Source organism: Streptomyces sp. UG1, from assembly GCF_049974585.1.
Taxonomy (GTDB): domain Bacteria; phylum Actinomycetota; class Actinomycetes; order Streptomycetales; family Streptomycetaceae; genus Streptomyces.
In genome coordinates, this window is sequence record NZ_JBNGGG010000015.1 from 168,344 (window position 1) to 195,269 (window position 26,926).

A 26,926-nucleotide genomic window follows, 5' to 3' on the forward strand; every position below is an offset into this window, starting at 1 on the left:
TTCAGAATGCGGTCAGATAGCGGTCCAGCTCCCAGGGGCCGACCGTGGAGTGCCAGTCGAAGAACTCCTCGCGCTTGAGATCGGCGAAGTAGCGGCTCACGCCAGTGCCGGCCGCGTCCAGGGCGCCGCTGATCACGTCGTCGGCCTGGAGGGCCTCGACGGCGTGCAGCAGGGTGGGCGGCAGTTCCGGGCCCTTGCCGGTGGCGCCGGGCTCGCCCGGGTCGAGGCCGCGTTCGATGCCGTCGAGGCCGGCGGCCAGGGTGGCGGCCGCGGCGAGGTAGGGGTTGGCGGCGCCGTCACCGCCGCGCAGCTCGATGCGGTTGCCGTCGGGGACGCGCACGAAGTGGGTGCGGTCGTTGCCTCCGTAGCCCGCGACGCGCGGCGACCAGGTGGCGCCGGAGCGGGTCGAGACGGCGCCGGTGCGCTTGTAGGAGTTGACGGTGGGCGCGATCACCGCCTGGAGTGCGCGGGCGTGTTCGACGATCCCGGCGACGAAGGAGTAGGCGAGCGGGGACAGGCCCAGGCCGCGTACGTCGGTGGCGGCCGGGAAGGTGGGTTCGTCGCCGCGCCACAGCGACAGGTGCAGATGCATGCCGGTGCCGGTGCGGTCGGTGAACGGCTTGGGCATGAAGGTCGCCGTCATGCCGCGCCGTTCGGCGAGGACCGACACGAGGTAGCGCAGGGTGATGACGCGGTCGGCGGTGGTGAGGGCGTCGGCGTGGTGGAAGTTCTGCTCGAACTGGCCGTTGGCGTCCTCGTGGTCGTTGGCGTAGTTGCCCCAGCCGAGGCTGTTCATCGCGCTGGAGACGCCGGTGAGGTGGTCGTACATCCGGGTCAGGCCGCGGGCGTCGTAACAGGGCTGCGGCGCGGTGTCCTTGGGGTCGGCGACGGTCAGCGCGCCGTGCTCGTCCCGGTTGACGAGGAAGTACTCGACCTCGGCGCCGACGGAGAGCGACAGGCCCTGGGCCGCGGCCCGCTCGAGGACGGAACGGAGGATGACGCGCGGTGCGTACGGCCACGGTGCGCCCTCGACATACGGGTCGCAGTGCACGAGCGCGAGGCCCGGCTCGACGAAGGGGACCGGCGTGTAGGAGCGGGCGTCGGGGCGGGCGATGACGTCGGGGTCGCTGGGCTGCTGGCCGAGCGCGCCGACCGCGTATCCGGCGAAGCCGACGCCCTCGTCGCGCAGTTCCTCGACGGACTGAACCGGGACGAGTTTGGCGCACGGCTTGCCGGTGAGATCGACGAAGACGGCCAGCACGAACTCGATGCCGTCGGCGCGGACCAGCTCGGCGAGATCGGGGACGTCCGCTGCTGGGTCGGTCTTCATGGGGCCTCCCTGAGGACGATGAAGTGTTCACTGCGATGAACCTTCGTTGCATAGGAGTAGACACCCTTGGGATTACGGGGGGATTTCAGCGGTGGAAGGTCCCAGTAAGCCGACCCGAATGCACCTGTCGGCCGGCGGGCGGGGCAGCGCAGGCCGAAGGGCCGGACACCTCCTCCGAAGAGGCGGGGATCGGCCCTGAATTGCCGTTAGGCGAGGGCGGCGGACGGCGCGTTGACGGCGGTATCAGGATCCCGCCGTGCCGGACCTCTCATGCGAACTGCCGATGGGCAGCCCCGCCAGCAGCGCACGCCGGCTGGCCCTGACGTGCTCACGCATCACGTGCTCGGCGCTGTCGCCGTCCTTCTCCAGGATCAGCTCCAGGACGTTGTGGTGCTCGCGGTCCGACTGCAGGGCGCGACCCGGCTGGCTCAGCGAGGTGTTCACCAGCCGGGAGTAGGCCAGCTGGTTCATCAGCATCCGGTAGTGGGCCTCCAGCTTGTTGTTGTCGGCACCGGAGATGAGCAGGTCGTGGAACTCCTGGACCAACTCCGCGTACCGTTCCCGGTCGTCCCGCGCCACCGCTTCATCGGCCTCGCGCAGATTCCGTTCCAGCAGGTCGATCTCCGGGACCCGGCCACGCCGGGCGAGCAGCCGGGCGGCCGCACCCTCGAGGAGTTCCTTCATCTCGAAGAGCTCCGTGATCTCACGGCGGGAGGGCGTGGTGACGAACGTCCCGACGCGGGGCCGGATCTCGACCAGCCCCTCGGTCTGGAGCTGCTTGAGGGCTTCGCGTACCGGTGTACGACTGACGCCGAACTCCTCGGCAAGGGCGAGCTCCGAGAGCGGAGCGCCGGGCTCGATGTCGCCCTTGATGATCCGCTCGCGCATCGCGGCGATCACCCTGGCCTGCATCGACCCTCCCCCAGCCTCCGGCCGGGGGGACCCCCACTTCGGTTCGCTCTTCGCGCCACTCACCGAACTCTCCTCCGTCTCCCGAGCCGCCCGCCGGTCATCCCAGCGGCGCCAGCGCGCCGCCGTCGAAGAACTTACCCGCGCTGTAGACCATCGGATGACGCTCGGAGACGACAGCGTGCATCACCCGGCAGATGAACACGGTGTGGGTGCTGGCCTGCAGCCGCTCGCGGATCTCGACCTCCATCTGCGCACTGCTCCGGGCGATCAGCGGGCTGCCGAACGGGCCGCTCTCCCACTCCACCTTCTCGAACTTGTCCGTGGCCTTGCTCGCGAACGTACCGACGACGTCCAGCTGGTCCGTGGACAGGATGTTGATCGCGAGGTGGCTCGCGCTGAACAGACAGTCGTGGGTGGACGAGGTGCGCTGGACGCACACCATCACGGTGGCGGGGTCGAGCGAGATGCTCGAGAACGCGTTGACGGCCAGCCCCCTGGGGACCTCCCCGTCCATCGCGGTCACGACCGTGACGCCGGTGACGAACTGCCGGTTGACCTGCTTCATCACATCGAGGTCTGGCTTCGAGGCGAGCGGGGTCATGGAGGTGCTCCTTGTCATCTTGATCGTCAGTCCTGTCCCACCCGGATGACGCCCAGCGCCGAGAGCAGCGCCCTGGGATCCCACGTCACGTGCTCCTCGACGATCCTGTCGCCCTCGAAGCGGGCGAACGTGGCGCCGCTGACCTCGACCCGCCGCTTGGTGGCGGGGACACCGAGGAGCGAGTTCTGGTGGGTTCCGCTGCTGTGCCAGCGGATCGCGGCCCGGTCGCCCTCGATCACGATGTCGTCGATGGTCGTCACCAGATCGGGGAAGGCGGACCGGGTCGAGACGATCGAGGCCTTGAAGGACGCCAGGTCCTGCGGGTGCGGGTCCTGGCTGTGCCGGAGGTAGGCCGGGCTCAGCAGCGCGTCGAGGGCATCGACGTCTCCCGCGCCCCAGGCCGCGGCCCACGCCTTCTCGATGAGTCCACGACGGGCGTCAGAGTTCGGCACCGGCCTTCTCCTTTCTGTCTGCGTTCAGCTCCTTCCAGAAGGACACCGCCAGACCGGCGATGATCACGAGGAAGGGCAACGACGTCACGATGACGGTGTTCTGCAGGGCGTTCAGTCCGCCGGCGAGCATGAGGACGACGGCGGTGACACCGGTGAGGACGCCCCATAGGACGAGCACCGAACGGCGCGGGGTGAGCGATCCGTCCGAGGTCATCATGGACAGGACGTAGGTGTTGGCGTCCGCGCCGGAGACGAAGAACATCACGACCAGGATGATCGCGATCGCCGAGGTGACCGTGGCGAGCGGGTAGTGGTCGAGGGTCGCGAAGAACGCGCTGTTGATGTCGGCCGCGGTCTGCTTGGCGATGTCGCCCTTCTCGAACATGTCGATGTGAATCGCGGTGCCGCCGAAGACCGTGAACCAGGTGAAGAACACCACGCTGGGGACGACCAGTACACCCATGATGAAGCCGCGGATGGTGCGGCCGCGCGAGATACGGGCCAGGAAGACACCGACGAAGGCGCCCCAGGAGACCCACCACGCCATCATGAAGTAGGTCCACCACTGCATCCACTCGAGCCCGCCGAAGGCGGTGCCCTGCAGGCTCATCCGGAAGAAGTCGGTGGCCCACTGGCCCACGGACTCGATGTACAGGTTCGCGATGAACACGGCCGGACCGACGATCAGCATGAAGACGAACAGCGCGAGCGCCAGCAGTGAACTGCCCTGGCTCAGGAACTTGATGCCCTTGCTGACACCGGTCACCGCCGAGAGCGTGAAGATCGAGGTGACGGCGGCGATGATGAGCACCTGGCTCACGTTGTTGACCGGCATCCCCCACAGCCTGCCGAGACCGTTGTTGACCTGGAGGGCTCCCAGGCCGAGGGAGGTCGTGGTGCCGAAGAGCGTCGCGAAGACGGCGAGCACGTCGATCGTCTTGCCGATCGGCCCGTCCACGCGGTCGCCGAGCAGCGGCCGGAACATCTGGCTCACCAGGGTGCGCCGGCCCTTGCGGTGGGTCGAGTACGCGATCGCCAGACCGAAGACGGCGAAGATGGCCCAGGCCTGCAGGCCCCAGTCGAAGTAGGAGTACTGCAGGGCGCGCACCGCCGCCGCCGGCGTGTTCGGCTCGGCGAGGCCGTGCGGTGGCGTCGCCAGGTGGGAGATCGGCTCGGCGACGCCGTAGGAGACCAGTCCGATGCCCATGACCGCGCTGAGGATCATGGCGAACCAGGTGAGCGTCGAGAACTCGGGGCGATCCGAGTCCTTGCCGAGCCGGATGTCGCCGGCGGGGCTGAAGGCCAGGAACACCAGGAAGATCAGGATGGCGAGCGTGACCACGAGGTACGACCAACCGAACGTGGCCGTCACCCAGTTCAGCGACTTGTTGGTGACTGTGTTCAGGTTGTCCGTGAAGAGCACCGCCCACGCTACGAAGACGGTGGAGATACCGAGCGAGGTCCAGAAAACGGAACCGAGTCGCCCGCCGCTGTCGCGGTCGGCGTCGGTGTCGTCCGTGGTGCTTTCCCCACCGCTCCCCGACGACGTCGCGGGCGTCGTTTCCTCGCCCGTTCCAAGGTGACTGGACATGAAACTCCTTGGGTCCGGGGCCCGATGGCCATCCGGTCTGGCATACAAGCAGCAGTAAGGCACGTCACAGATAGAGCGTCAAGGGTTCGGTCGAGCGGAATCACGTCACAACTTTGCATGCCACTTATAACCCCAGGTCATCCGCCCAATTTTGATCTCGGAAGGTGGGCTGAAGATGTTCGGGCGCCCCTTCCGGTTCCCCTCTTGACCGACACAAGAGACGACGCCTATCGTCCTGTGGCATGCAAGAACGCATGGATCACCTCGACGAGAGCATCGGCCTCCGCAAGCTCGTGCTCTACCGCGACGTCGTCCTGACCGAGGCGGGCGCGGCACCAGCACAGCCCGCGCGGCGAGCCAGCGTCGCCGCGGTCATACGGAACCCGTGGGCAGGCACCGGACCGACGGCCGATCTGTCCCGGGAGCAGGAGCGCGTCGCCCCCGTCCTCGCCACGTTGCTGACCGGCCGGCTCATCGCCGCGCTGGGCGGCGTGGACGAGATCGAATCGTTCGGCAAGGCCGCCATCGTCGGCACCGCGGGCGAGATCGAGCACGCCGGTGCCCTCATCCACACCCCGTACTACGGCAACCTGGTGAGGGAGTTCCTCCAGGGCGAGTCGATCATCTGCTTCGCCGACACGCGTGCCGAAGCGGGTGAGACGCTGGTCGTGCCGCTCTGGCACAAGACACACGCCTCGACGCGCAGCCACTACCAGACCATCAGTGCCCGCGTCTCCGACGCTCCGCGCGCGGACGAGATCGTCGTCGTCGCGGCCGCGTCCACGGGGCCGCGCCCGCACCCCCGTATCGGGGACCGCATGACCGACCCCGTCGTCACCACCGAAACCCTGGAGGTTGTCGCCCCATGAGCGTCCGCAAGATCGTGACCGTCGTCGAGGAGATCCGCGCCGAAGGCGGCCGCGCACTCGACCGCCCGGCCCGGATCGCCGTCGTCGCAGCGGTGATCGAGAACCCCTGGGCCGGTCAGGGCTTCGTCGAGGACCTCACTCCCGGCATCGACGCACACGCCTCCGACCTCGGCGCGCTGCTGGCCCCGGCCGTGCTCGACGCACTCGAAGCGCCCGCCGAGGCGTACGGCAAGGCGGCCATCGTGGGCCTGGACGGCGAGATCGAGCACGGCTCAGGGCTGATCCACACGCTCAAGTTCGGCGACCACTTCCGTAAGGCGGCGAACGCCACCACCCTGCTGCCCGCGGTCGAGAAGCGCGGGCCCGCGGGAGTGGTCTTCGACATCCCGCTGAAGCACATCACCGACGCCACGATCCGCTCGCACCACCAGAGCGTCGAGGTCCGGCTGAGCGACGCCCCCCACCCGAACGAGATCGTCATCGCGCTCGCCGCGGCCGCCCAGGGGCGCCCGCAGCAGCGTCTGGCGCCGCTCTCGACCGAGCAGTAGGCATACATGAGCAAGCCCACCGTGGTGCTGCTGCACGGCGTAGGGCTCGACCACACCATGTGGGAGCCCACCGCCGCGCTCCTGGCCGACCACTTCACCGTGATCGCCCCCGACCTGCCGGGCCACGGCACCCGCCCGCCGGTGGACCAGGGAGTGATCCTCGCCGACCTGGCCGACGGGGTGGCCGGTGAGATCCCGACCGGCTCGCACCTGGTCGGATTCTCGCTGGGCGCGCTCGTCGCACAGCACCTGGCGCTGCACCGCCCCCGGCTGGTGGCGACCCTGACCTCGGTCAGCTCGGTGTGCCGGCGTACGGCCGAGGAGCGGACCTCGGTCCTCGCCCGGCTGCGCACCGCGGAGGCCGACTTCACGGCCAGCGCGACCGCGTCCCTGAAGCGGTGGTACGACGGCACCGACGTCGACGCCGACTGGGTGGCCCGCACCGAGGCCACGCTGCTCACCAACGACGTCGACTCCTTCCTCGGCTGCTATCGCGTGTTCGCCTCGGCGGACGCGGAACTCGGGCCGTACCTGGGCCGTATCGCCGTACCCGCCCTGGCGGTGACGGGTGCGGACGATCCGGGCTCCACCCCCGAGATGACCCGTCGGCTCGCCGCGGCGCTGCCCGACTGCCGTGCGGTGGTCGTCCCCGAGGCGCGTCACATGCTGCCCGTCGAGCGTCCCCAGGCGCTGGTCGACTCCCTCACGACCTTCCTCGGAGAGTGTTCACATGTCTGACCTCACCACGTTGCAGCACTTCATCGGCGGGACGTGGGTGGAGCCCGCGTCGGGCGAGTACTTCGAGAGCACCAACCCGGCCACGCGCGAGGTCCTCTACCGGGCGGCACGCGGGAACGCCACCGACATCGAGCGAGCGGTGGCGGCCGCTAGGAAGGCGTTCGAGGACCCGCGCTGGCGCGACCTCAGCCAGACACGGCGCGGCCACCTGCTGCGACGCCTGGGCGACCTGATCGCCGAGAACGCCGAAGAACTGGCGAGGATGGAGACGCAGGACAACGGCAAGCTGCTGCGCGAGATGCGTGGCCAGCTGGCCACACTGCCGGAGTATTACTACTACTACGCCGGACTGGCCGACAAGATCCACGGCGACTTCATCCCCACCTCCGACCGGCAGGTCCTCAACTACACGGCCCGCGAGCCCCTCGGCGTGGTCGGGGCGATCACACCCTGGAACTCCCCGCTGACGCTGACCAGCAGCAAACTGGCGCCCGCGCTCTGCGCCGGAAACACCGTCGTCATCAAGCCCTCGGAGTACACCTCGGCCACCGTGCTCAGGCTCGCCGAACTCGCGCTGGAGGCGGGGTTCCCACCGGGTGCGGTGAACGTCGTCACCGGATTCGGCGCCGAGGCCGGGCAGGCCCTGGTCGACCACCGTGACCTGGCGAAGATCTCCTTCACCGGCAGCACCGCCACCGGGGCGCGCATCGCCGCCGCGACGGCGAGCCGTTTCATCGGCTCCACGCTCGAACTCGGCGGCAAGTCGCCCAACATCGTCTTCGAGGATGCGCATGTGGCAAACGCCGCGATGGGCGTCGTCGCCGGCATCTTCGCCGCCGCCGGACAGACCTGCATCGCCGGCAGCCGGGTGTTCGCCCACCGGTCCGTCTACGACGAGCTGCTCGAGCGCGTCTCAGAACGCGCCCGGACCATCATCATCGGCGACCCCCTCGACGAGAAGACCGAGCTCGGCCCGCTCGCCTTCGAGGACCAGCGCGACAAGGTCGCCGAGTACGTCGACCTCGGACGCGACGAGGGCGCCCGGGTGCTCACCGGCGGCCGGGCCACCGACGGCGGCCTCGGCGGTTACTTCTACGAGCCCACCGTCCTCGTGGACGTCGACAACAGCATGCGCGTCGTACGGGAGGAGATCTTCGGCCCCGTGCTGGCGGTCATGCCTTTCGACACCGAGGACGAGGTCGTACGCCTGGCCAACGACACCGATTACGGCCTCGCGGCCGGCGTGTGGACCACGAACCTCTCCCGGGCGCACCGAATGGCCGCGCGCCTGGACGCCGGGACCGTGTGGGTCAACACCTACCGGGCCATGTCCCCGATGTCACCGCGCCAGGGCTTCAAGACCAGCGGCGTCGGCGTCGAGCACGGCACCGAGACGATCAAGGAGTACACGCGCCTGAAGAGCGTCTGGATCAACACGAGCGAAGAACCCGTGGCCGACCCGTTCACCATGCGGAGCTGATCGGAGCCGACATGCCACAGGTCGCCATCACCCTCGCCGAGGGCCGCACCCCGGCACAGATCCGGGAGTTGATCCACGAGGTGCACAACGCGGTCCTGCGCACCACGAACACCCGGCCCGAGTACATCCGAGTCGTCGTCCACGAAGTCCCCCGCACGCACTGGGCCACCGGTGACGTCACCCTCACCGAGATGGACGCCGCCGGCACCTCGGTCCCCACAGCACACAAGGAGCAGTCATGAGGTTTTCGTTGTTCGTGCACATGGAGCGCTGGGACGAGGAGGTCAGCCACCGGCAGCTCTTCGAGAACCTCTCCGAACTCGCCCTGATGGCCGAGGCGGGCGGCTTCGGCACCGTGTGGATCGGCGAGCACCACGGGATGGAGTACACGATCTCCCCCAGCCCGATGCCGCTCCTGGCCCACCTCGCGGCGAAGACCTCCACCATCCGCCTGGGCGCCGGCACCATCATCGCCCCGTTCTGGAACCCGATCAGGGTCGCCGGCGAATGCGCGCTCCTCGATGTCGTCAGCAACGGCCGGATGGAGGTCGGACTCGCCCGCGGCGCCTATCAGTTCGAGTTCGACCGCCTGGCGGGCGGACTGCCGGCCGCCGAGGGCGGAAAGCACCTGCGCGAACTCGTGCCCGCCGTCCGGGCACTCTGGCAGGGCGACTACGCCCACGACGGCGAGATCTGGCAGTTCCCGACCTCGACCAGTGTGCCCAAGCCGGTGCAGCAGCCCACCCCGCCCATGTGGATCGCCGCTCGTGACCCCGCCTCCCACGACTTCGCGGTGGCACAGGGCTGCAACGTCATGGTCACCCCGCTGATGAAGGGCGACGAGGAAGTCGTCGACCTCAAGCGGAAGTTCGACACTGCCGTGGCGAACCACCCGGAGGTCCCGCGTCCCGAGCTGATGGTGCTGCGGCACACCCACGTCCACTCCCCCGACGAGCCCGACGGCTGGCGCCCGGCCGCGGAGGCCATCAACCGCTTCTACCGCACTTTCGACGCCTGGTTCGGCAACAAGACCACCCCGCAGAACGGTTTCCTGCCGCCCAGCCCGGAGTCGAAGTTCGACGGCCGGCCGGAGTTCCAGTCGGAGTCGCTGCACAGGACCGCGATGATCGGCACCCCGGCCGAGGTCATCGAGCGGCTGCGCTCCTACGAGGAACTCGGCGTCGACGAGTACAGCTTCTGGATCGACACCAGCCTGTCGCACGAGGACAAGCGCAAGTCCCTGGAGCTGTTCATCAAGGAAGTCATCCCAGCTTTCCAGTAAGTCTTCCAGGAGTTGAGGCCGGCGGCGGGCGGGTGGACCCGTGACGTAAGGCGGGTCCACCTGATGGCGGCCCGGCTGGCAGCGGATCCCCGTCGTGCCCCTTCACCTCCCCGAACACTGGGACCGTCCGATCCAGTTACAAAACGCGCCTGCCGTCGAACCCCGCGGGATTCCTCCAGTAGCCAGGTGCCGGGCTCACCCTCTCCCCGAGCACGCCCGTGCTCACCGTGCTCGACGTCATCGGGCAGCACCGTAGGGAATTCCGCCTCGAGAAACAGTTCCAGGTCACGACGAATGTGACGCGCAATCAGCTGCAAGACCACATCGAGCGCGACTTGCCCCGGCTTCCCAGCGGCTTCATGACACCCTGAGGCGGCCCCCGAGTCGCCGAGTACGGAGAGCCGGACCTCAGGCTGAACCACCCCGGGTTCGGTAGAGATTGGTCTGCCCTGGGTCTGATGGAGTCACGGAGACCGATCCCTGCCGTCTCGGGCGGTGCTCGGCACCAGGCTGCCGCACGGTCTTCGTCGACGTGTCCCGCAACGGCCGCCGCGCATACTGCTCACGCTTGTGCGCCACACGCGTCCACGTCTCCGCCCACCGCGATCGGAAACAGCGCCGGTAATGCGCTCGAGTACCAACTGCCGACGCGGCGGGAGCCGCGCAGTAGGGCCGGAAGGCCGGTCAACACTGGTATCGGGGAACGGGCCGGCCCTCCAGCACTGTCAGCTCTCGTCGACATTTCCGATCGTCTAATCACCTTGTACGCGTGACGGCAGCGGGCTGTGGACGACCAGGCTCCCCTTCGACAAGGGGACGGTCGTGCCCAGCGACCAGGAGGACAGCTCCCTCAACAACCACCTCAGCACCTGGAAGATCGCCTACGACATCCCGGGCATCCGCACATGGATCTTCCAACAGCGCAAGTGAGCGGCGACGGGCACAGGTGCGGTCGGCGTCAGCGTGACGTGCCACTTCCGGTGAGCCGGAGGTTGCGGGACGAGGAGCCGACCTGTACCGTGCGGCGGTCGGCGGGCAGGATCCAGCGCCGTTCGCCGGTGTCCCAGGAGCAGAGCCGACGCCCGTCGACGTGCAGTACGGTCGGTACGCCTTCACTCCGGCACCACGGCGGCGGACCTGAACCACTTCGACGGCTGCTGGGGCAGCCGCGCCCCAGCCCCGGCGTCGACGTGAAGTTCGTCGCCGACGACACCGCCCGCACCGGCTCCTCGCGCACCGGCCGGACGGGTCAGCCGACGTGGAAGACGGACTCAAGTCCGTCTGTCTGCACGGTGATGCCCAGCCCCGGTCCAGTCGGTGCCGCACCGCGTCCACGGTGGGAGCGCGGCTGATGTCCGGCGACGTGTCCGTCGGTCCAGTCGTTCATGAACGAGGCGTTCTGGAAGTTCTCCGGCTTGGTGCTCGCCGCCAGGTGGCTCACCGCCGCGCTGACGATGTCGCCGCCCCAGGTGTCCTCGACGGAGACCATCATGTCGAGGTCCTGCATGAGGTCGCGCATGCGTGCCGCCTGGGTCAGCCCGCCCACCCGACTGATCTTGATGTTGATGGAGACGGCGCCCGCGTCGGACTTCGCGCGGAAGACATCGGTCATGGTGAGGATGGATTCGTCGAGCACCAGCGGAAGGCTGGAGTGGCGCATCGCGAAGACGCAGTCGTCGGTCTCGCGGCACGGCTGCTCGACGAACACCGGAAGGTCGGCCATGGCCGAAACGGCGATCTGGGCCGCTCGCAGGTTCCAGCCGCCGTTCGCGTCGGCCACCACCAGGGTGTCGGGCGCCGCCGCGGCCACGACGGCTCGCGTGCGGTGGGCGTCTTCCAGGGGATCGTTGCCGACCTTGAGCTGGAAGCGCTGGATACCGGCCTCCTCGCGACGGACCACGAAGTCGGCCATCCCCTCCGGAGATGTCAGGGGTACCGCCTCGTAGAGCGGGAAGTCCTCCTGCAGCACACCGCCGAGCAGTGCGGCGACCGGCTTTCCGCAGGACTTGCCGAGGAGGTCCCAGCACGCGACGTCGACGGCGGCCTTGGCGTAACCGCCGCCGAGGAGGACGCCGTCCAGGGTGCGGCGGATCGCGGACAGGTTGGTCGGGTCCTGGCCCAGGAGCGACGGGGCCATGGTGTGCAGGGCCGCGCGTACCTCGGCCCAGTGGGTGGGCAGGTACCGGTTGCCGAGGGGAGTGATCTCACCCCAGCCTTCCGGACCCTCGTCGGTGCGCAGGCGGACCAGCGTACCGATCTCGGAAGTCGCCGCGCGGCCACCCGACATCACGTACTCGCCATGGGCGTAGCGCAGGTTGTAGCTGAAGCAGTCGACGCCGACCACCTTCATACCGTCATCCCCTCTCTTCGTCTGCCGGCGACAGCCGGAGAGAGCACGTCGTCTCTCCGGCTGTCGTACCGAGCGTGCCCGGGCCTCCCGGTCAGCCGATCAGGCGCGGCTCCCCGACCTCGGCGGAACTGGCTTCCAGACCGTGCTTGGTGAGGATCTTCGCGAGTGCGCCGCTGCTCCGCAGGGCCGCGATGTCCTCGTTGACGGCCTTGACCATGTCCTCGTGCCCCTTGGGCATCGGGAAGGTGGACTGGGCGGCCTCGACGGAGGCGGCGACCTGGTCGAAGGGCTCGGCCTTCTCGACCTTCAGGTTCTTTCCCTTGGTCGTGTACACGGCGGAGCCATAGCTGTCGACGCACACGTCAAGGCGGCCGGCCTGAAGGTCCTGGTAGCAGTTGACGCCCGAGGCGTAGGTCTTCAGCTTGCTGCCGAGGTAGTCCTTCAGGTCCGCGACCCACAGGTAGCCCTCCACGGTCCCGACGGTGAGTCCCTCGGACTTCAGGGCTGGGACGGTGGTCACGCCCTCCTTCGACACGAGCGCCATGTCGTCGAGGTAGATCGGGTCGGACAGGTCGAGCACCTTCGCCCGCTCCGCAGTGCGGTACCAGTCTCCGGCCGCCAGATCGGCGCGCCCGGCCTGCGCGGTCGGGATGACGGCGGCTGCGCCGGCGGCCTTGACGGACAGCGTGAGGCATTCCACCTTCGCGATCGCCTTGAGGATGTCCCCGTCGACGCCGGTGAGGTCGTTGCCCTCGACCTTGCTGAAAGGCGGGATGTCGAAGCTCACCACGGAGAGGGTGCCTTCTGTCATGGTCTTGAACTCGTGCTTGGGCTTGCAGCCGTCGCCGACGGTGGTCGTGGACGACTCGCCTCCGCAGCCCGAGAGGGTGGCCACGGCCAGGAGCGTGACGGCGGCCATGGCTGCGGGGAACTTGCTGTTCATGTTTCTCCTCGGTGTTCTGTGTCCGGGCGTGCGGGCTCGCGTCCCTGTCCCGGGGTCCGATGAGGCCCCGCCGTTTGGTGATCAGTGCATGGAGCCTGGTGAGGTTCCGGCGTCCTGTGCGCCGTATCCGCTGGCGGTCTGCCCGGCGGTTCGCGTTCAGCGCGCTCGATGGCGCGATGCCGCGGGTAATCGCGGATACGCCACTCGCCGGCGGCATCCGTCTGCCGCGGCACCGACCGGATCCACGCCCACCGCTGCTTCCGGGTTCTCAGACATGCCGGGCCAGACGGCGCTCGACGCGCTCGGACAGCCAGCTGGCGGGGACGGTGATGGAGAGGTACATCAGACCCGCGAGGGAGAGGACGCTCAGGTACTTGAAGGTGGAGGAGCCGTACGAGTACGCGGCACCCAGCAGTTCGGGCACGGCGATCGAGTAGGCCAGCGAGGTGGCCTGGAAGATCAGGATGGACAGGCCCATCAGGGCGGGGATGGCGACGCGCAGCCCTTGGGGGATGCCGATGAAGCGCAGGACGGAGAACCGGCTCATGCCGAGCGCGTCCGCCGCTTCCAGCTGGCCCTGCGGAACGGACTGCAGGCCGCCGCGGATGATCTCGCTCGCGTAGGCGCCGGTGGTCAGGGCGAGAGCCAGGGTCGCGGAGACGAAGGAGCTCAGGGAGAGTCCTTGCTCGGGCAGTCCGAAGTAGACGATCTGCAGCATCACCAGGGCCGGGGTGCCGCGTCCGATCTCCACGAGCGCGATGACCGTGTAGCGGACCGGCACGACACGTGATGCCGAGCCCAGTGCCAGCAGCAGCCCCAGCGGCATGCCGAGGGCGAGACTCCCCGCGACCAGTTGGGCGCTGATCTTGAGGCCGTCCCAGAGCTGGGGGAAGGCGTCCGTCCAGTCGGTGAGGAAGCTCATCGGGCCACCCTTCGCTGCAGGCGCTTGTCGAGGGAGCGGGACAGCGCCGCGCACGCCGCCGACAGGACGATGTAGAGGACGGCCGCCACCAGGAACGGCTTGATCGCGTCACCGGTCGTGCGCGACTGCTGGTTGGCGAAGAAGAGGATCTCGCCGACCCCGAGGGTGAAGGCCACCGAGGAGTCCTTGAACAGCCCGATGCCGTAGGTGGCCGTCGCGGGTACGGAGATCCGGAAGACCTGCGGGGCGATGATCTTGCGGACGATCGCCAGGCTGCTCATGCCCAGGGCCCTGGCGGCCTCCCACTGGCCGTGGTGCACTGCGGCGAGCCCGCCGCGGTAGATCTCGGCCATGTAGGCGCAGGAGATCAGCCCCATGCCGATGATCGACGCCTGAAGCGGCCCGATCCCGGGCAGCGAGGTGCCCAGGCCGAAGTAGATGATGAACAGCCACACCAGGGGCGGGATGCCCCGGAAGACCTCGATCAGGGAGCGGGACACGACGCGGAGCAGCCGCCGGTTCGACACACGTGCCGCGACGAAGGGCAGGCCGCCCACGATCCCGATCCCGAGACTCGCGCCGGTCAGCAGCAGGGTCGTCGGCACGCCCTTGAGCACTGTGAGAACCAGGTCAGACCCCATCGCGGTCCACCGCCCTGAGGAACTGCCGGGTCCGGGCGTGCGTCGGTGCCGAGAAGATGTCGGTGGGCTTGCCCTCTTCGATGACGGCTCCGTCGGCCATGACGACGAGGTGGTCGGAGACGTCCCGGGCGAACTCCATCTCGTGGGTGACGACCACCATGGTCATGCCGTCGTCGGCGAGTTCCCGCATCACCGTGAGCACCTCGAGACCCAGCTCGGGGTCGAGCGCGGAGGTGGGCTCGTCGAAGAGCATCACCTCGGGGTCGAGGGCCAGGGCGCGCGCGATGGCGATGCGCTGCTGCTGGCCTCCTGAGCAGCGGTTCGGGTACTGGTCGGCCTTGTCCGCGAGGCCCACCCGCTCCAGCAACGCGAGGCCGCGCTCGCGGGCCTGCGCCGGGGTGCGGCCGAGCACCTGCTCCTGGGGGAGGGTGATGTTGCGCAGCACGGTCAGGTGCGGGAAGAGGTTGAACGACTGGAAGACCATGCCGACGACGCTGCGCAGCTTCGCGAGGTCCTTGGACTTGATCTGACTGCCCGCGTCGATGCTGGTGCCGGCGACGACGATGGTGCCGCTGTCGGGCCGTTCGAGCAGGTTGACGCAGCGCAGCAGCGTGCTCTTGCCCGCGCCGCTCGGGCCGATGATCGCGGCGACCTCGCCCTGGGCCACGGACAGCGAGACGTGGTCGATGACGGTGTGGTCACCGAATCTCTTGACGACGTTTTCGAGCTCGATGGCCCACTTCTTGCTTGCCAAGGTTCTTATCTCCGATCGGGGCCATCCGTTGACCGGAGGCCGGGCCGGCACTGAGTGCGGGCTTGGCGGACAGGCCGAACCACTCGGGCCTGAGGTGTAATACCTCACTGAGCATCGGGGACACATCGGGCACTGTCAAGGGTCCGGGCCCGGATAGACATGAGCCTGTGACCGCCGGGCATCGCCCCCGCTCGGGGCCCTGCTTCGCGCCGCGGTCAGACCGCTCCACATGGCAAGCGGGGTGCTCCCCTCCTGCGGGGGAGGCAGGAGGGGAGCACCCCGCTGATCACCGAACTCACGGGCCTCCGAGCCTACTTCATGCCCCTGGAGGTCCGGATCGGCTCACTCGGCGTTCTGCTCGGCGCCGGTCTTCTCCTTGTCCTTGCGCCACGCGGCGTAGCCCAGCCAGACCACGGCGAGCACGGTCCCGCCGAAGAGGACGAGCGTCCAGATCAAGGTCTCCGCGTCCATGGATCAGACCTCCTCTTCCTTGCGGGCGGGCGGCTGTTCGCCATCGGCGGCGGTCAGCGGGCTGCGGCGTATCTTCCGTGAGAACAGGTCGTTGAGCAGCAGCATCACGACGAGGACGAGCGACCACTGAAGCACCATCGTGCCGATGCTGAACGTCTGGAACGGGTCGTACCAGGTCTGCGAGTCGTCGGTGACGGACAGGTACATGAACCAGCCGAACACCACGGCGAACATCAGCGGGAACAGTCCGATCAGCACCTTCCACCACGCACCGACCTTGAAGTCGCTCGACAGGTCGAGCGCGCGGCGCGCACGTTCCAGGCCGTAGCGCATCATGGCGATCGCGGCGAACAGTCCGCTGATCAGCAGTCCGACGCCCCAGACGTTGTCCTGGTTGGTCAGCACATCCAGGTCGAGCGCGGAGGGGATGCCCCCGACGAGCGTGACGAGGACGATCGCGAGGACGGCCGTCCTGCGTTTGGCACCGAAGTCCATCACGTTGCGCACGGCGAGTTCCATCATGGCGATCAGGCTGGACAGACCGGCGAGCACAAGCACGAGGAAGAACAGCGGCGCGAAGACCCAGGTGCCACCCGGCATCTCGCCGAACAGCGCGGCGAGATAGACGAACATCAGACCCTGATCGCCGGCGGAGACCGCCTCCTGCGCGTACTGCGGCGACTGCACCGCGAAGACCGTGCAGATGACCGCGATCCCGGCGAGCAGCGAGGCGAGGTGGTTGCCGGCGACCACGATGCCCGCGTTGAGCGCGAAGTCCTCCTTCTTGCGCATGTACACCGAGTAGGTCAGGTACAGACCCCAGCCGGCACCGGTGGAGAAGGCCATCTGCACGAACGCGCCGAGCCACATCTCACCGTCGAGCATCCGGCTCCAGTCGGGCACGAACAGGTAGCGCAGCCCCTCGCCGGCGCCCGACAGGGTCATCGCACGGACCGCGAGCAGCACCAGTACGACGAACAGCACGGGCACGGTGATCTTCAGAACGGCCTCCAGCCCGCCCTTCAGGCCGCGGATCACCACGAAGCCGACGAGGAAGGCCGCGATCACGTGGAACAGGATCGTCTGCGCCGGACTGGCGACGAAGCCGTCCCAGAGCTGCTGTGTCTGCTCCCTGCCGACACCCGAGGAGAACCTGCCGCTCACCGCGTAGACGAAGTAGCGGATCGCCCAGCCGCAGATCACCGTGTAGTAGAAGAGGATGCCGACCGTGACCACGGCCATGAATCCGCCCATCCAGGCGAATCTGCGGCCCATGAACTCACGGAACGCCCCGATGGTGCCGAGCCGGCTGCGGGACCCGAGCAGCGACTCCGCCATCAGCAGCGGGACCGCCCAGACCAGGTTGGCCAGCACGAGGGCGATGATGAAGACACCGCCACCGCCTGCTCCGACGTCGCGGGGGAATCGCCAAATATTGCCCGTACCGACCGCCATCCCGATGGCGGCGGCCACGAACGCGAAGCGGCTGGAGAACACCTCTCGCTTCGCGCCGGATGTCTGACGCGCCATGATCCGGTTCACTCCGTTCAGCCGGTATGGGGACTACCGCGCCCTGACAGTTCAGCGCCGCGCTTCGTGGTCGACCTCCCCCGCGACGCCGGCACAGCTCGTTCCTCGACGCGTGACAAGTAATGTATTACACCTCACTCAGCCCTCCGCAAGAGCGGCGTCGAACTTCTCCCGACTGTCGGGGCTCGCCTGTGCACGCCGGAAACGCACCACGACAGACAGACACCAGCGGCTCGCAGGCACCACAACGCCCGGCCCGGGAGGCCCACCGTAGGGGCGGTACGGCAGGAGGCCGCCCTGTCCAAAGGATCACCGAACAGCGGGTCCAGGCCGACGCACAGTGCACGTCGTCGGCTTCCGGCCCTCAGGCCACCGAAGCAAAGCGTCCGCCTCGCCGCCGAGCGACACTCCCCGACCGGCTCCCCGGAGGTGTCAGTCGTCGCCTTCCGCCCGGCCGGCCCAGATGCCCCGGCTGTGGGTGAGGTGCTTGCGCACGAGTTCGGCGGTCAGCTCCTCGTCGCCCGCGACGATGGCTTCCACGATGGCGATGTGCTCCTCGCCGGACTGGGTCAGCTCACCCTGGTCCGCCAGCTTCTGCAAGCCCTCCATCCGCGCCTGGTCGCGCAGCTGGCCGACCATCGCCACGAGGCGGTGGTTGCCCAGCAGCTCCAGCAGGCCGAGGTGGAACTGCCGGTCCAGGTCCAGGAAGGGGACGAGGTCTCCCTCGCGTGCGGCCTTGGTGAGCTGCTCGGCGAGCTGCCGGAACCCTGCCACGGGCGCCCGGTCCGCAAGCCCGGCGAGCTCGGTCATGGCCGGGACCTCCAGCATGGTCCGCAGCCGGAAGATCTCTTCGAGATCGTGGTCGGTGAGCACCGGAACCCTGAAGCCCCGGTTGCGAATGATCTCCACCATGCCGAGGTTGGCCAGGTCCATGACGGCCTCACGGACCGGCGTGACGGAGACCCCCAGCTCGGAGGCCACGTTGATGACACTCTCGACCCGCCCGGGTTCGATCTGCCCCAGCACGATACGGGTGCGCAGCGCCTCCCGCGCCTGCTGGCGGAGGCTGACCGACTGGAGCTGCGCACCGCGCGCGGGCGCTGCCGCCGGGCGAGAAGGAGTCATGCCCTATACATAACACGGAACACCCGAGTCGTACGCCGGTGTTCCCTTGTCGCGAGGCGTAAGGTGTAATACCTTACTCAGGCTTTCCTCTCACGCGCAGCGATGCGGGAAAGCGCACGCGACGAAGAAGTGGGGTGCCATGAAGACGATCACCGTCGGCGAGCGCGAGATTCGCGAGGCCGTGACGATGAGCGAGGCGATCGAGGTCGTACGGCGCGGCTTCGTCGATCTCGCCGGCGGGGAGTTCGAGATGCCCACCCGCACCGCGCTGCGGGACGGGCAGTTCCTTGTGATGTCGGCACATCACCGGTCGACCGCCTCCGCCATGTTCAAGACGCTGAGCCTGAACTTCGAGCGCAAGCCCGCCATCGCGGGCACCGTGGTCTGGAGCGAGACCGGCCGCCTGGACCACCTGGTCGCCGACGCCGGGGCAGTGACGGCCCTGCGTACCGGTGCCGTCGTCGGCGTCGCCACCGACCTCCTCGCCCCGCCCGGGGCCGGGCGACTCACCCTGATCGGCGCCGGCGGACAAGCCCCCGACCAGGTCCGCGCCGTCCACACGGTCCGGCCCCTGAGTCAGCTGACCGTAGTGGACGCCGACCTGGGCCGCGCGCAGGCACTCGTCGGGAAACTGGCACCCGAGCTGGCGGGGGTGGAACTGCTCACCGCGACCGACGCCGCGTCGGCGGTCCGGCGGGCCGAGATCGTCTGCTGCGCCACCAACGCGACCAGCCCGCTCTTCCCCGCGTCGGCACTGCCCGAGCAGGTGCACGTCAACGCCATCGGCGCCTATCGCCCCACCATGCGCGAACTGCCCGACGAACTGCTCGCCGGCAGCACTGTCGTCGTCGACGAACTGGATGCGATCCTGGAGGAATCCGGCGAGATCATCCACGCGCTCGAAGCCGGGGCCATCACCCGGGACGCCCTCACCGAACTCGGTACCGCGCTGACCAGCCCCACCGCCGAGTACGGCAAGCGGACCGTGTTCAAGTCCGTCGGCGTCGCCGTACAGGACTGGGCCCTAGCCCGCCTCCTGGCCGACAAGTTCCTCGCCTGACCCGGCACCGGTCTGCGATCCGCGATCCGCGGGAAGGAAACAATGACAGACAACGCAGTGATCGTCGGTGCCGGAGTGATCGGACTCGCCACCGCCCACCGGCTCGCCCAGGACGGCCTGGCCGTCACCGTGGTGGACGCGGGAAGCGCCGGGGCGGCCGGAGCCTCCGTCCACAACGCCGGATGGATCGTTCCGATCATGTCGGCTCCCGTGCCCGCGCCCGGGATGCTCGGCAAGGCCCTGAGGTGGATGGCCCGCAGGGACAGCCCCCTGTACGTCCGCCCCTCCCCGCGTCCCGAGCACGTGCGCTTCATGATCAACATGCTGCGCCGCTGCAATCCCCGAGACTTCGCCGCCGGCGTCGAGGCGCTCACCTCCCTCAACGAACGCACGCTTCAGCTCTTCGACGAGTACGAGAAGGACGGCATACGTTTCGAGCACCACCGCACGGGCCAGCTCCTGGTCTTCACCACCCGGCACACCATGGACGAGTACCGGGCGGCGACGGCCCCCATGGAGCGGATCGGCCACACCGCCGTCCCCCTGACCGGCGACGAACTCCGCGACCTCGAACCCGCACTGGGAACGCAGGTGCTGACCGGCCTGCACTGCCCGCAGGAACGGCACGTCGACCCCGCGAGTCTGGTCAAGGGCCTGGAAGACCGCTGCCGGGAACTTGGAGTCCGGTTCCTGCACGACAGCCCGGTCACCGGCATCCGGACCAGGAACCGTGCCGTGACCTCGGTGCTCGCCGGGGGCAAGGAGGTCACCGGCGACCTATTCGTCCTCGCGGCCGGAGTGCACACCGGCCCGCTCTCGCGGCTGGCCGGACACCCCCTGCCCATCCGGCCCGGCAAGGGATACGGCTTCGACGACACCGGCGGCTCGGTGACGCTGCGGCACTCGGTGTACCTTGGCGAGGCGAAGGTGGCCGTCACACCACTCGCGAACCGGCTCCGGTTCGCCGGAACGATGGAGTTCGGCAGCTCCGACGCGACCATCGATCCCCATCGGCTGCGGGGCATCGCCCGCTCCGCCCACACATACATGCCGGACTTCCCCCTGGAGTCACAGCCACGGGGCTGGACCGGACTGCGTCCCATGACGCCCGACGGGCTGCCGGTCATCGGCTCGCTGCCGGGCAAGGACAACCTGCTCGTCGCGAGCGGACACAGCATGCTCGGGGTGACTCTGGCGCCGGTGACGGCGGAGATCATCTCCGCGGAAGTCAGCGGAGGCCGGCAACGAGCCGACACGGCCCCCACGGCTCGCCCCTTCTCACCGCAGCGCTTCGCCGCACGGCGTAGCCACACCACAGCAGGCGGTTGACACGTCGCGGACCACGACACGTACCCACCCCGTGGCCCCGCCCACCGCTGGGGTACCAAGGTCGCAGCCTGACCTGCGGTGTTCGGGAGTGCCTCCATGCGTTCCGTCAACCCGGGGTGAGGGTTCTTCGTGGTGGTTTGCCGGGTGCGTGGGTCAGGCCGCCGCGGGGGCCGGTGGTTCGTAGAAGGTGCCGTCACGGAGCTCCGGCTGCAGCAGGGCGGCGGCCAGTCCGGTCGCCTGCGGTTCGAGTAGCCGGCGTTGCGCTTGCCGAATACCTCCTCCATGCTGGTCAGGCGGCATGTCGATACTCGTGGAGGGTGCCCGCCGAGTCGCACTCGCCGTCGTATGTCCAGATGGGCGATCCGGCCCGGGTCCTCGATCGGAGCGGGCAGCGAGTGGAGAGGGCGGGCATTCGCAAGACCCTGGTGCGGCCGGTGCTCGTCATAGAACGTCTCGAACTCGCGCAGGGCGTGCAGGAGATGGCGCTGGTTCCAGATCAACGTACGGTCCAGCAGCTCTCGCCTGCAGGTCTGCACCCACCGCTCCATGATCGAGTTCGTGCGCGGCATCCGGACGCCGCTGAGCACCACCTCGATACCCGCGTCCTTGAGCACCTCGTCGAACGGCCGTAGGAACTTCCCGTCCCGATCCCTGATCAGATAGCGAGCCCGGCAGCCGGCGTCCTCGAGGTCCATGACGAGATTCTTCGCAGCCTGGACCACCCAGCACGCGGTCGGGTGCGCGGTCGCGCCCAGGATCCGGATCCGGCGGTTCACGTGCTGGACCGTGGATGCTGCCACCTTCACCCCGAGTACGAGCAGCTCACCGTGCAGGCGCCGATAGCCCCAATTTGGATTTTCCCTGGCCAGGCGCAGCACCAGCGCCCGGATCGAGTGCACGGTGCGGGGCCGGCCTCCGCGCTTCGGCCGGGACTGGGAAGCGTGTCGGCGGGCGATGACGTTGCGGTGCCGGCGCAGTACCGTGTCCGGCCGCACCAGCAGCCGCATCCGGCGCAGCACTTCCCGTGGCAGGCCATGGAGGAGCGACGCCCAAAACGCCCGGTCGCTCGCGTGGAACCGGACCTGCTGCCCGTTCACTGCCGTTCCAGAACGCCGATCTGGTGGCGCAAGGCCAGGATCTCGGCATCTTTCTCCCGGTCGCTCATCGGCGGCAGTCGCAGCATCGCGAACGCGTTCGTCACACCCAGGTACGCCAGTCTCAGCAGCACGAACAATCATCATGCCGCGCCAACCGGCGCCGTGCGATACCGGCGACTCGATCGGCCTCGGCCAACGCCGAAACCCGGTCCCACCTGCGTGGATGAGGTATTCGGCAAGGGCAGCGTCTTCCGCCCCGTCGCGCGCGAGCGCCCTGCCCCCGTGCGCGAGATGCAGGGGCAGGGCGCTCGTTCACGTCAGGTCAAGAACCGGCAAGTTGGCGCAGCACGTACTGCATGATGCCGCCGTTGCGGTAGTAGTCGGCCTCACCGGGGGTGTCGATGCGGACGACCGCGTCGAACTCGACGCCCGTGTCGGTGGTGACCTTCACCGTGCTCGGGGTGGTGCCCTCGTTCAGCTCGGTGATGCCGGTGATGGAGAAGGTCTCCTCGCCGGTCAGGCCGAGCGAGTCCGCCGACTGGCCCGCCGGGAACTGCAGCGGCAGGACGCCCATGCCGATGAGGTTCGAGCGGTGGATGCGCTCGTACGACTCGGTGATGACGGCCTTGACGCCGAGCAGGGCCGTGCCCTTGGCCGCCCAGTCACGGGACGAGCCGGAGCCGTACTCCTTGCCGCCCAGGATCACCAGCGGGGTGCCGGCGGCCTGGTAGTTCTGCGAGGCGTCGTAGATGAACGACACCGGGCCGTCGGCCTGGGTGAAGTCGCGGGTGTAGCCGCCCTCGGTGCCCGGCGCGATCTGGTTGCGCAGGCGGATGTTGGCGAACGTGCCGCGGATCATGACCTCGTGGTTGCCTCGGCGGGAGCCGTAGGAGTTGAAGTCGCGGCGCTCGACACCGTGCTCGGTGAGGTACTTGCCGGCCGGGGTGTCGGCCTTGATGGCACCGGCGGGCGAGATGTGGTCCGTCGTCACCGAGTCGCCGAGCTTGGCCAGGACGCGGGCGCCGGAGATGTCGGAGACCGGGGCCGGCTCCATCTGCATGCCCTCGAAGTACGGGGGCTTGCGGACGTACGTCGACTCGGCGTCCCACTCGAAGGTGTTGCCGGTCGGGATGGGCAGGGCCTGCCACTGGGCGTCGCCCGCGAAGACGTCGGAGTAGGACTTGGAGAACATGTCCTCGCCGATGGCGTTCGCCACGACGTCGTTGACCTCGGCCTCGGAGGGCCAGATGTCCTTCAGGTAGACCGGGTTGCCGTCCTGGTCGGTGCCCAGGGCGTCGCGCGTGATGTCCGTCTTCATGGAGCCGGCGATGGCGTAGGCGACGACCAGCGGCGGGGACGCCAGGTAGTTCATCTTGACGTCGGGGTTGATACGGCCCTCGAAGTTCCGGTTGCCGGAGAGGACCGAGGTCACGGCCAGGTCGTGGTCGTTGACGGCCTTGGAGACCTCCTCCGGCAGCGGGCCGGAGTTGCCGATGCAGGTGGTGCAGCCGTAGCCGACGAGGTTGAAGCCGACCTTGTCCAGGTACGGGGTCAGGCCCGCCTTGTCGAAGTAGTCGGTGACGACCTTGGAACCCGGGGCGAGGGTGGTCTTGACCCACGGCTTGCGGGTCAGGCCCTTCTCGACCGCCTTCTTGGCCACCAGCGCGGCGGCGACCATGACGTACGGGTTGGAGGTGTTGGTGCAGGAGGTGATGGCGGCGACCGTCACGGCGCCGTGGTCCAGCTCGTAGGTGGTGCCGTCGGGGGCGGTCACCAGGACCGCGTTGGACGGGAAGCCGTTCGGGTGGACGGCCGGGGCGTCCGAGGCCGGGAAGGACTCCTTGCCCGCCTCGTCCACCTCGTCGACGTAGTTGCGGACGTCCAGCTTGAACTGCTCGGCGGCGTTCGCGAGGACGATGCGGTCCTGCGGGCGCTTCGGGCCGGCGATCGACGGGACGACCGTCGACAGGTCCAGCTCGAGCTTCTCGGAGAAGTCCGGCTCGGCCTTCGGGTCCAGCCAGAGGCCCTGCGTCTTGGCGTACGCCTCGACGAGCGCGACCTGCTGGTCGCTGCGGCCGGTCAGGCGCAGGTAGTTCAGGGTCTCGTCGTCGATCGGGAAGATCGCGGCGGTGGAGCCGAACTCCGGCGACATGTTGCCGATGGTGGCGCGGTTGGCGAGGCTCGTGGCCGCCACACCCTCGCCGTAGAACTCGACGAACTTGCCGACGACACCGTGCTTGCGGAGCATCTCGGTGATGGTCAGCACGAGGTCGGTGGCGGTGGTGCCGGGCTGCAGCTCGCCGGTGAGCTTGAAGCCGACGACGCGCGGGATGAGCATCGAGACCGGCTGGCCGAGCATCGCGGCCTCGGCCTCGATGCCGCCGACGCCCCAGCCGAGGACGCCGAGGCCGTTGACCATGGTGGTGTGCGAGTCGGTGCCGACGAGGGTGTCGGGGTACGCCTGGCCGCCCCGGACCATGACCGTGCGGGCCAGGTGCTCGATGTTGACCTGGTGGACGATGCCGGTGCCGGGCGGGACGACCTTGAACTCGTCGAAGGCGGTCTGGCCCCAGCGCAGGAACTGGTAGCGCTCGCGGTTGCGGCCGTACTCCAGCTCGACGTTCTGCGCGAAGGCCTCGTTGGTGCCGAACTTGTCGGCGATGACGGAGTGGTCGATGACCAGCTCGGCCGGGGCGAGCGGGTTGATCTTCGCCGGGTCGCCGCCGAGCTCCTTGACGGCCTCACGCATGGTGGCGAGGTCCACGACACACGGAACACCGGTGAAGTCCTGCATGATCACGCGGGCCGGCGTGAACTGGATCTCCTGCGACGGCTGGGCCTGGGAGTCCCAGCCGCCGAGGGCGCGGATGTGGTCGGCGGTGATGTTCGCGCCGTCCTCGGTACGGAGGAGGTTCTCGAGGAGAACCTTGAGGCTGTACGGAAGACGGGCCGAGCCCTCCACCTTGTCCAGCCGGAAGATCTCGTAAGACTCGTCGCCCACCTGCAGCGTGCTGCGGGCGTCGAAGCTGTTCGCCGACACGACAGTCTCCTTCATTTTGGTGCGCTTACCACCGCATCCTGCCGCCACGCCGGCTTGGCCGATCCGCTAAGGTAAGGCTAAGTTAGGCATGCCTTACCGCCAGGGTCGGCGAAAGCGCGCGACTGCGGTGCGCCTCGGCAGATATCTCGATGTCGAGATAACTCTAGTACATGAGGCCCGGGATGGTCATACCCAGGGCCGCCACATGGGCCCTTTGCATGATCATGCGTCATCATGCATACTCTTCCTATGTCCAAGGTCCTCACCTCCCTGCCCACCGGCGAGCGCGTCGGCATCGCCTTCTCCGGCGGTCTCGACACCTCGGTCGCGGTCGCCTGGATGCGCGACAAGGGCGCCGTCCCGTGCACCTACACCGCTGACATCGGCCAGTACGACGAGCCCGACATCGCCTCGGTGCCCGGCCGCGCCAAGACCTACGGCGCCGAAGTCGCCCGTCTGGTCGACTGCCGCGCCGCCCTGGTCGAGGAGGGCCTGGCCGCGCTGACGTGCGGCGCGTTCCACATCCGCTCCGGCGGACGGGCGTACTTCAACACCACGCCGCTGGGCCGTGCCGTCACCGGCACGCTGCTGGTGCGCGCGATGCTTGAGGACGACGTCCAGATCTGGGGCGACGGCTCGACGTACAAGGGCAACGACATCGAGCGGTTCTACCGCTACGGCCTGCTCGCCAACCCGAACCTGCGGATCTACAAGCCCTGGCTGGACGCGAAGTTCGTGACCGAGCTGGGCGGCCGCAAGGAGATGTCGGAGTGGCTGGTCGCGCACGGCCTGCCCTACCGGGACTCGACGGAGAAGGCGTACTCCACCGACGCCAACATCTGGGGCGCCACCCACGAGGCCAAGACCCTGGAGCACCTGGACACCGGCATCGAGATCGTCGAGCCGATCATGGGCGTCAGGTTCTGGGACCCGTCCGTCGAGATCGCCGCCGAGGACGTGACGATCGGCTTCGAGCAGGGCCGCCCGGTCACGATCAACGGCAAGGAGTTCGGCTCCCCCGTCGACCTGGTGATGGAGGCCAACGCCATCGGTGGCCGGCACGGCCTCGGCATGTCGGACCAGATCGAGAACCGGATCATCGAGGCCAAGAGCCGTGGCATCTACGAGGCCCCGGGCATGGCGCTGCTGCACGCGGCGTACGAGCGCCTCGTGAACGCGATCCACAACGAGGACACCCTCGCCCAGTACCACAACGAGGGCCGGCGCCTCGGCCGGCTGATGTACGAGGGCCGCTGGCTGGACCCGCAGGCGCTGATGATCCGCGAGTCGCTGCAGCGCTGGGTGGGCGCCGCCGTCACCGGCGAGGTCACCCTCCGCCTGCGGCGCGGCGAGGACTACTCGGTCCTCGACACCACGGGCCCGGCGTTCAGCTACCACCCGGACAAGCTCTCCATGGAGCGCACCGAGGACTCGGCCTTCGGCCCCGTCGACCGCATCGGCCAGCTCACCATGCGCAACCTCGACATCGCCGACTCGCGCGCCAAGCTGGAGCAGTACGCGGGCCTCGGCCTGATCGGCACCGGCAGCCCGACCGTCGGCGCCTCCCAGGCGGCCGCGACCGGTCTGATCGGCACCATGCCGGAACTGCCGGAGGGCGGCGCCGAGGCCATCGCCTCCCGCGGCGAGGTCTCCGCGGAGGACGCCGCGCTGGACCGCGCCGCGATGGAGTCCGGCACGGACTGACCGGCCGCGAGGGACGGACGGACACACCGGAAGGGGGGGGGGGGGCGCCCCCCCCCCGGGCCCCCCCCCCCCCCCGGGGGGCCCCCCACAACCAGAAAAACACCCAGCGGGGGGGGGGGGACACAAGGGCGCGCCCCCCCCGAAAAGACAACACAAA

The 26,926-nt window shown here is 68.7% G+C and carries 25 protein-coding genes and 1 pseudogene; 11 read left to right on the forward strand and 15 right to left on the reverse strand.

The genetic code is table 11. The features are described from left to right. Nucleotide 1: 1 nt before the first annotated feature. The 5 genes from glnT to ACP4J3_RS18975 all read right to left on the reverse strand — a co-directional run bounded on the left by glnT (nucleotide 2) and on the right by ACP4J3_RS18975 (nucleotide 4,886). Complete coding sequence (gene glnT / locus ACP4J3_RS18955; RefSeq protein WP_426535823.1) at nucleotides 2–1,330, reverse strand: type III glutamate--ammonia ligase; 1,329 nt, start codon at nucleotides 1,328–1,330, stop codon at nucleotides 2–4. Between the two features lie 243 nt (nucleotides 1,331–1,573). Further along, nucleotides 1,574–2,242: a GntR family transcriptional regulator gene (locus ACP4J3_RS18960; protein WP_426535825.1), complete on the reverse strand. Its 669-nt coding sequence runs from the start codon at nucleotides 2,240–2,242 to the stop codon at nucleotides 1,574–1,576. 97 nt (nucleotides 2,243–2,339) lie between these two features. Then, nucleotides 2,340–2,843, reverse strand: a complete 504-nt coding sequence (locus ACP4J3_RS18965) for a flavin reductase family protein (RefSeq protein WP_426535827.1) — start codon at nucleotides 2,841–2,843, stop codon at nucleotides 2,340–2,342. 26 nt (nucleotides 2,844–2,869) lie between these two features. Next, nucleotides 2,870–3,295, reverse strand: coding sequence for an ester cyclase (locus ACP4J3_RS18970; RefSeq protein WP_426535829.1), 426 nt, complete (start codon nucleotides 3,293–3,295; stop codon nucleotides 2,870–2,872). Beyond that, on the reverse strand, nucleotides 3,282–4,886 hold the full coding sequence (locus ACP4J3_RS18975; protein WP_426535831.1) for a BCCT family transporter: 1,605 nt from the start codon (nucleotides 4,884–4,886) through the stop codon (nucleotides 3,282–3,284). Before ACP4J3_RS18975 ends, ACP4J3_RS18970 begins: the two co-directional genes overlap by 14 nt. Before the next feature lie 242 nt (nucleotides 4,887–5,128). Between ACP4J3_RS18975 and ACP4J3_RS18980 the strand changes: the two genes are divergently transcribed. The 8 genes from ACP4J3_RS18980 (at nucleotide 5,129) to ACP4J3_RS19015 (ending at nucleotide 10,428) form a co-directional block, all read left to right on the forward strand. Then, on the forward strand, nucleotides 5,129–5,755 hold the full coding sequence (locus ACP4J3_RS18980) for an amino acid synthesis family protein (RefSeq protein ID WP_426535833.1): 627 nt from the start codon (nucleotides 5,129–5,131) through the stop codon (nucleotides 5,753–5,755). Beyond that, nucleotides 5,752–6,303 carry an amino acid synthesis family protein gene (locus ACP4J3_RS18985; protein WP_426535835.1) on the forward strand — a complete coding sequence of 184 codons (552 nt, stop codon included), beginning with the start codon at nucleotides 5,752–5,754 and terminating at the stop codon, nucleotides 6,301–6,303. Before ACP4J3_RS18980 ends, ACP4J3_RS18985 begins: the two co-directional genes overlap by 4 nt. Nucleotides 6,304–6,309: 6 nt before the next feature. Next, a complete protein-coding gene (locus ACP4J3_RS18990) occupies nucleotides 6,310–7,041 on the forward strand; it encodes an alpha/beta fold hydrolase (RefSeq protein ID WP_426535837.1) in 732 nt (243 codons plus the stop codon). Next, entirely contained in the window at nucleotides 7,034–8,521 is a 1,488-nt protein-coding gene (locus ACP4J3_RS18995; protein ID WP_426535839.1) for an aldehyde dehydrogenase, read from the forward strand. Before ACP4J3_RS18990 ends, ACP4J3_RS18995 begins: the two co-directional genes overlap by 8 nt. 11 nt (nucleotides 8,522–8,532) lie before the next feature. Continuing rightward, the gene (locus ACP4J3_RS19000) at nucleotides 8,533–8,763 is read left to right on the forward strand and encodes a tautomerase family protein (protein WP_426535841.1); all 231 of its coding nucleotides are present in this window, start codon (nucleotides 8,533–8,535) and stop codon (nucleotides 8,761–8,763) included. Beyond that, the gene (locus tag ACP4J3_RS19005; protein WP_426535843.1) at nucleotides 8,760–9,803 is read left to right on the forward strand and encodes an LLM class flavin-dependent oxidoreductase; all 1,044 of its coding nucleotides are present in this window, start codon (nucleotides 8,760–8,762) and stop codon (nucleotides 9,801–9,803) included. The genes ACP4J3_RS19000 and ACP4J3_RS19005 overlap by 4 nt, the downstream gene beginning before the upstream one ends. 218 nt (nucleotides 9,804–10,021) lie before the next feature. Next, a complete protein-coding gene (locus ACP4J3_RS19010; protein ID WP_426535845.1) occupies nucleotides 10,022–10,174 on the forward strand; it encodes a hypothetical protein in 153 nt (50 codons plus the stop codon). A gap of 68 nt (nucleotides 10,175–10,242) precedes the next feature. Then, the gene (locus ACP4J3_RS19015) at nucleotides 10,243–10,428 is read left to right on the forward strand and encodes a CGNR zinc finger domain-containing protein (protein ID WP_426535847.1); all 186 of its coding nucleotides are present in this window, start codon (nucleotides 10,243–10,245) and stop codon (nucleotides 10,426–10,428) included. A 624-nt stretch (nucleotides 10,429–11,052) separates the two neighbouring features. Here the strand turns inward: ACP4J3_RS19015 and ACP4J3_RS19020 are convergent. The 8 genes from ACP4J3_RS19020 to ACP4J3_RS19055 form a co-directional block, all read right to left on the reverse strand. Further along, nucleotides 11,053–12,153 carry a mandelate racemase/muconate lactonizing enzyme family protein gene (locus tag ACP4J3_RS19020; protein WP_426535849.1) on the reverse strand — a complete coding sequence of 367 codons (1,101 nt, stop codon included), beginning with the start codon at nucleotides 12,151–12,153 and terminating at the stop codon, nucleotides 11,053–11,055. A gap of 91 nt (nucleotides 12,154–12,244) precedes the next feature. Then, nucleotides 12,245–13,096, reverse strand: a complete 852-nt coding sequence (locus ACP4J3_RS19025) for a substrate-binding periplasmic protein (protein WP_426535851.1) — start codon at nucleotides 13,094–13,096, stop codon at nucleotides 12,245–12,247. A gap of 268 nt (nucleotides 13,097–13,364) precedes the next feature. Continuing rightward, complete coding sequence (locus ACP4J3_RS19030) at nucleotides 13,365–14,018, reverse strand: amino acid ABC transporter permease (RefSeq protein WP_426535853.1); 654 nt, start codon at nucleotides 14,016–14,018, stop codon at nucleotides 13,365–13,367. After that, on the reverse strand, nucleotides 14,015–14,659 hold the full coding sequence (locus ACP4J3_RS19035; RefSeq protein ID WP_426535855.1) for an amino acid ABC transporter permease: 645 nt from the start codon (nucleotides 14,657–14,659) through the stop codon (nucleotides 14,015–14,017). The genes ACP4J3_RS19030 and ACP4J3_RS19035 overlap by 4 nt, the downstream gene beginning before the upstream one ends. Beyond that, a complete protein-coding gene (locus ACP4J3_RS19040; RefSeq protein ID WP_426535857.1) occupies nucleotides 14,649–15,413 on the reverse strand; it encodes an amino acid ABC transporter ATP-binding protein in 765 nt (254 codons plus the stop codon). Before ACP4J3_RS19040 ends, ACP4J3_RS19035 begins: the two co-directional genes overlap by 11 nt. A gap of 342 nt (nucleotides 15,414–15,755) precedes the next feature. After that, the gene (locus ACP4J3_RS19045; RefSeq protein ID WP_426535859.1) at nucleotides 15,756–15,884 is read right to left on the reverse strand and encodes a hypothetical protein; all 129 of its coding nucleotides are present in this window, start codon (nucleotides 15,882–15,884) and stop codon (nucleotides 15,756–15,758) included. Between the two features lie 3 nt (nucleotides 15,885–15,887). Then, nucleotides 15,888–17,414: a sodium-dependent transporter gene (locus ACP4J3_RS19050; RefSeq protein WP_426535861.1), complete on the reverse strand. Its 1,527-nt coding sequence runs from the start codon at nucleotides 17,412–17,414 to the stop codon at nucleotides 15,888–15,890. Between the two features lie 432 nt (nucleotides 17,415–17,846). Further along, entirely contained in the window at nucleotides 17,847–18,539 is a 693-nt protein-coding gene (locus ACP4J3_RS19055) for a GntR family transcriptional regulator (RefSeq protein ID WP_426535862.1), read from the reverse strand. A gap of 139 nt (nucleotides 18,540–18,678) precedes the next feature. Here ACP4J3_RS19055 and ACP4J3_RS19060 point away from each other — a divergent pair, with 139 nt between their 5' ends. Both ACP4J3_RS19060 and ACP4J3_RS19065 read left to right on the forward strand, forming a co-directional pair. After that, complete coding sequence (locus tag ACP4J3_RS19060) at nucleotides 18,679–19,599, forward strand: ornithine cyclodeaminase family protein (RefSeq protein ID WP_426535863.1); 921 nt, start codon at nucleotides 18,679–18,681, stop codon at nucleotides 19,597–19,599. Nucleotides 19,600–19,641: 42 nt separating this feature from the next. After that, entirely contained in the window at nucleotides 19,642–20,928 is a 1,287-nt protein-coding gene (locus ACP4J3_RS19065; RefSeq protein WP_426535865.1) for an NAD(P)/FAD-dependent oxidoreductase, read from the forward strand. A 289-nt stretch (nucleotides 20,929–21,217) separates the two neighbouring features. On the opposite strand, the pseudogene ACP4J3_RS19070 reads toward ACP4J3_RS19065, so the two are convergent. Next, nucleotides 21,218–22,156, reverse strand: a pseudogene (locus tag ACP4J3_RS19070) (integrase core domain-containing protein). Between the two features lie 191 nt (nucleotides 22,157–22,347). Further along, nucleotides 22,348–25,065 carry an aconitate hydratase AcnA gene (gene acnA, locus ACP4J3_RS19075; protein ID WP_426535867.1) on the reverse strand — a complete coding sequence of 906 codons (2,718 nt, stop codon included), beginning with the start codon at nucleotides 25,063–25,065 and terminating at the stop codon, nucleotides 22,348–22,350. A gap of 249 nt (nucleotides 25,066–25,314) precedes the next feature. On the opposite strand from acnA, the gene argG reads away from it, so the two are divergent. After that, a complete protein-coding gene (argG, locus tag ACP4J3_RS19080; protein ID WP_426535879.1) occupies nucleotides 25,315–26,769 on the forward strand; it encodes an argininosuccinate synthase in 1,455 nt (484 codons plus the stop codon). Nucleotides 26,770–26,926: the final 157 nt, after the last annotated feature.

Coding starts and splice junctions, on each gene's coding strand:
- glnT (WP_426535823.1), bottom strand. CDS start 1,330: ATGAAGACCGACCCAGCAGCGGACGTCCCCGATCTCGCCGAGCTGGTC.
- argG (WP_426535879.1), top strand. CDS start 25,315: ATGTCCAAGGTCCTCACCTCCCTGCCCACCGGCGAGCGCGTCGGCATC.
- ACP4J3_RS19050 (WP_426535861.1), bottom strand. CDS start 17,414: ATGGCGCGTCAGACATCCGGCGCGAAGCGAGAGGTGTTCTCCAGCCGC.
- ACP4J3_RS18995 (WP_426535839.1), top strand. CDS start 7,034: ATGTCTGACCTCACCACGTTGCAGCACTTCATCGGCGGGACGTGGGTG.
- ACP4J3_RS19045 (WP_426535859.1), bottom strand. CDS start 15,884: ATGGACGCGGAGACCTTGATCTGGACGCTCGTCCTCTTCGGCGGGACC.
- ACP4J3_RS19020 (WP_426535849.1), bottom strand. CDS start 12,153: ATGAAGGTGGTCGGCGTCGACTGCTTCAGCTACAACCTGCGCTACGCC.
- ACP4J3_RS18990 (WP_426535837.1), top strand. CDS start 6,310: ATGAGCAAGCCCACCGTGGTGCTGCTGCACGGCGTAGGGCTCGACCAC.
- ACP4J3_RS18975 (WP_426535831.1), bottom strand. CDS start 4,886: ATGTCCAGTCACCTTGGAACGGGCGAGGAAACGACGCCCGCGACGTCG.
- ACP4J3_RS19000 (WP_426535841.1), top strand. CDS start 8,533: ATGCCACAGGTCGCCATCACCCTCGCCGAGGGCCGCACCCCGGCACAG.
- ACP4J3_RS19065 (WP_426535865.1), top strand. CDS start 19,642: ATGACAGACAACGCAGTGATCGTCGGTGCCGGAGTGATCGGACTCGCC.
- ACP4J3_RS19005 (WP_426535843.1), top strand. CDS start 8,760: ATGAGGTTTTCGTTGTTCGTGCACATGGAGCGCTGGGACGAGGAGGTC.
- ACP4J3_RS19055 (WP_426535862.1), bottom strand. CDS start 18,539: ATGACTCCTTCTCGCCCGGCGGCAGCGCCCGCGCGCGGTGCGCAGCTC.
- ACP4J3_RS18960 (WP_426535825.1), bottom strand. CDS start 2,242: ATGCAGGCCAGGGTGATCGCCGCGATGCGCGAGCGGATCATCAAGGGC.
- ACP4J3_RS18985 (WP_426535835.1), top strand. CDS start 5,752: ATGAGCGTCCGCAAGATCGTGACCGTCGTCGAGGAGATCCGCGCCGAA.
- ACP4J3_RS19060 (WP_426535863.1), top strand. CDS start 18,679: ATGAAGACGATCACCGTCGGCGAGCGCGAGATTCGCGAGGCCGTGACG.
- ACP4J3_RS18965 (WP_426535827.1), bottom strand. CDS start 2,843: ATGACCCCGCTCGCCTCGAAGCCAGACCTCGATGTGATGAAGCAGGTC.
- ACP4J3_RS19030 (WP_426535853.1), bottom strand. CDS start 14,018: ATGAGCTTCCTCACCGACTGGACGGACGCCTTCCCCCAGCTCTGGGAC.
- ACP4J3_RS19035 (WP_426535855.1), bottom strand. CDS start 14,659: ATGGGGTCTGACCTGGTTCTCACAGTGCTCAAGGGCGTGCCGACGACC.
- ACP4J3_RS18980 (WP_426535833.1), top strand. CDS start 5,129: ATGCAAGAACGCATGGATCACCTCGACGAGAGCATCGGCCTCCGCAAG.
- ACP4J3_RS19025 (WP_426535851.1), bottom strand. CDS start 13,096: ATGAACAGCAAGTTCCCCGCAGCCATGGCCGCCGTCACGCTCCTGGCC.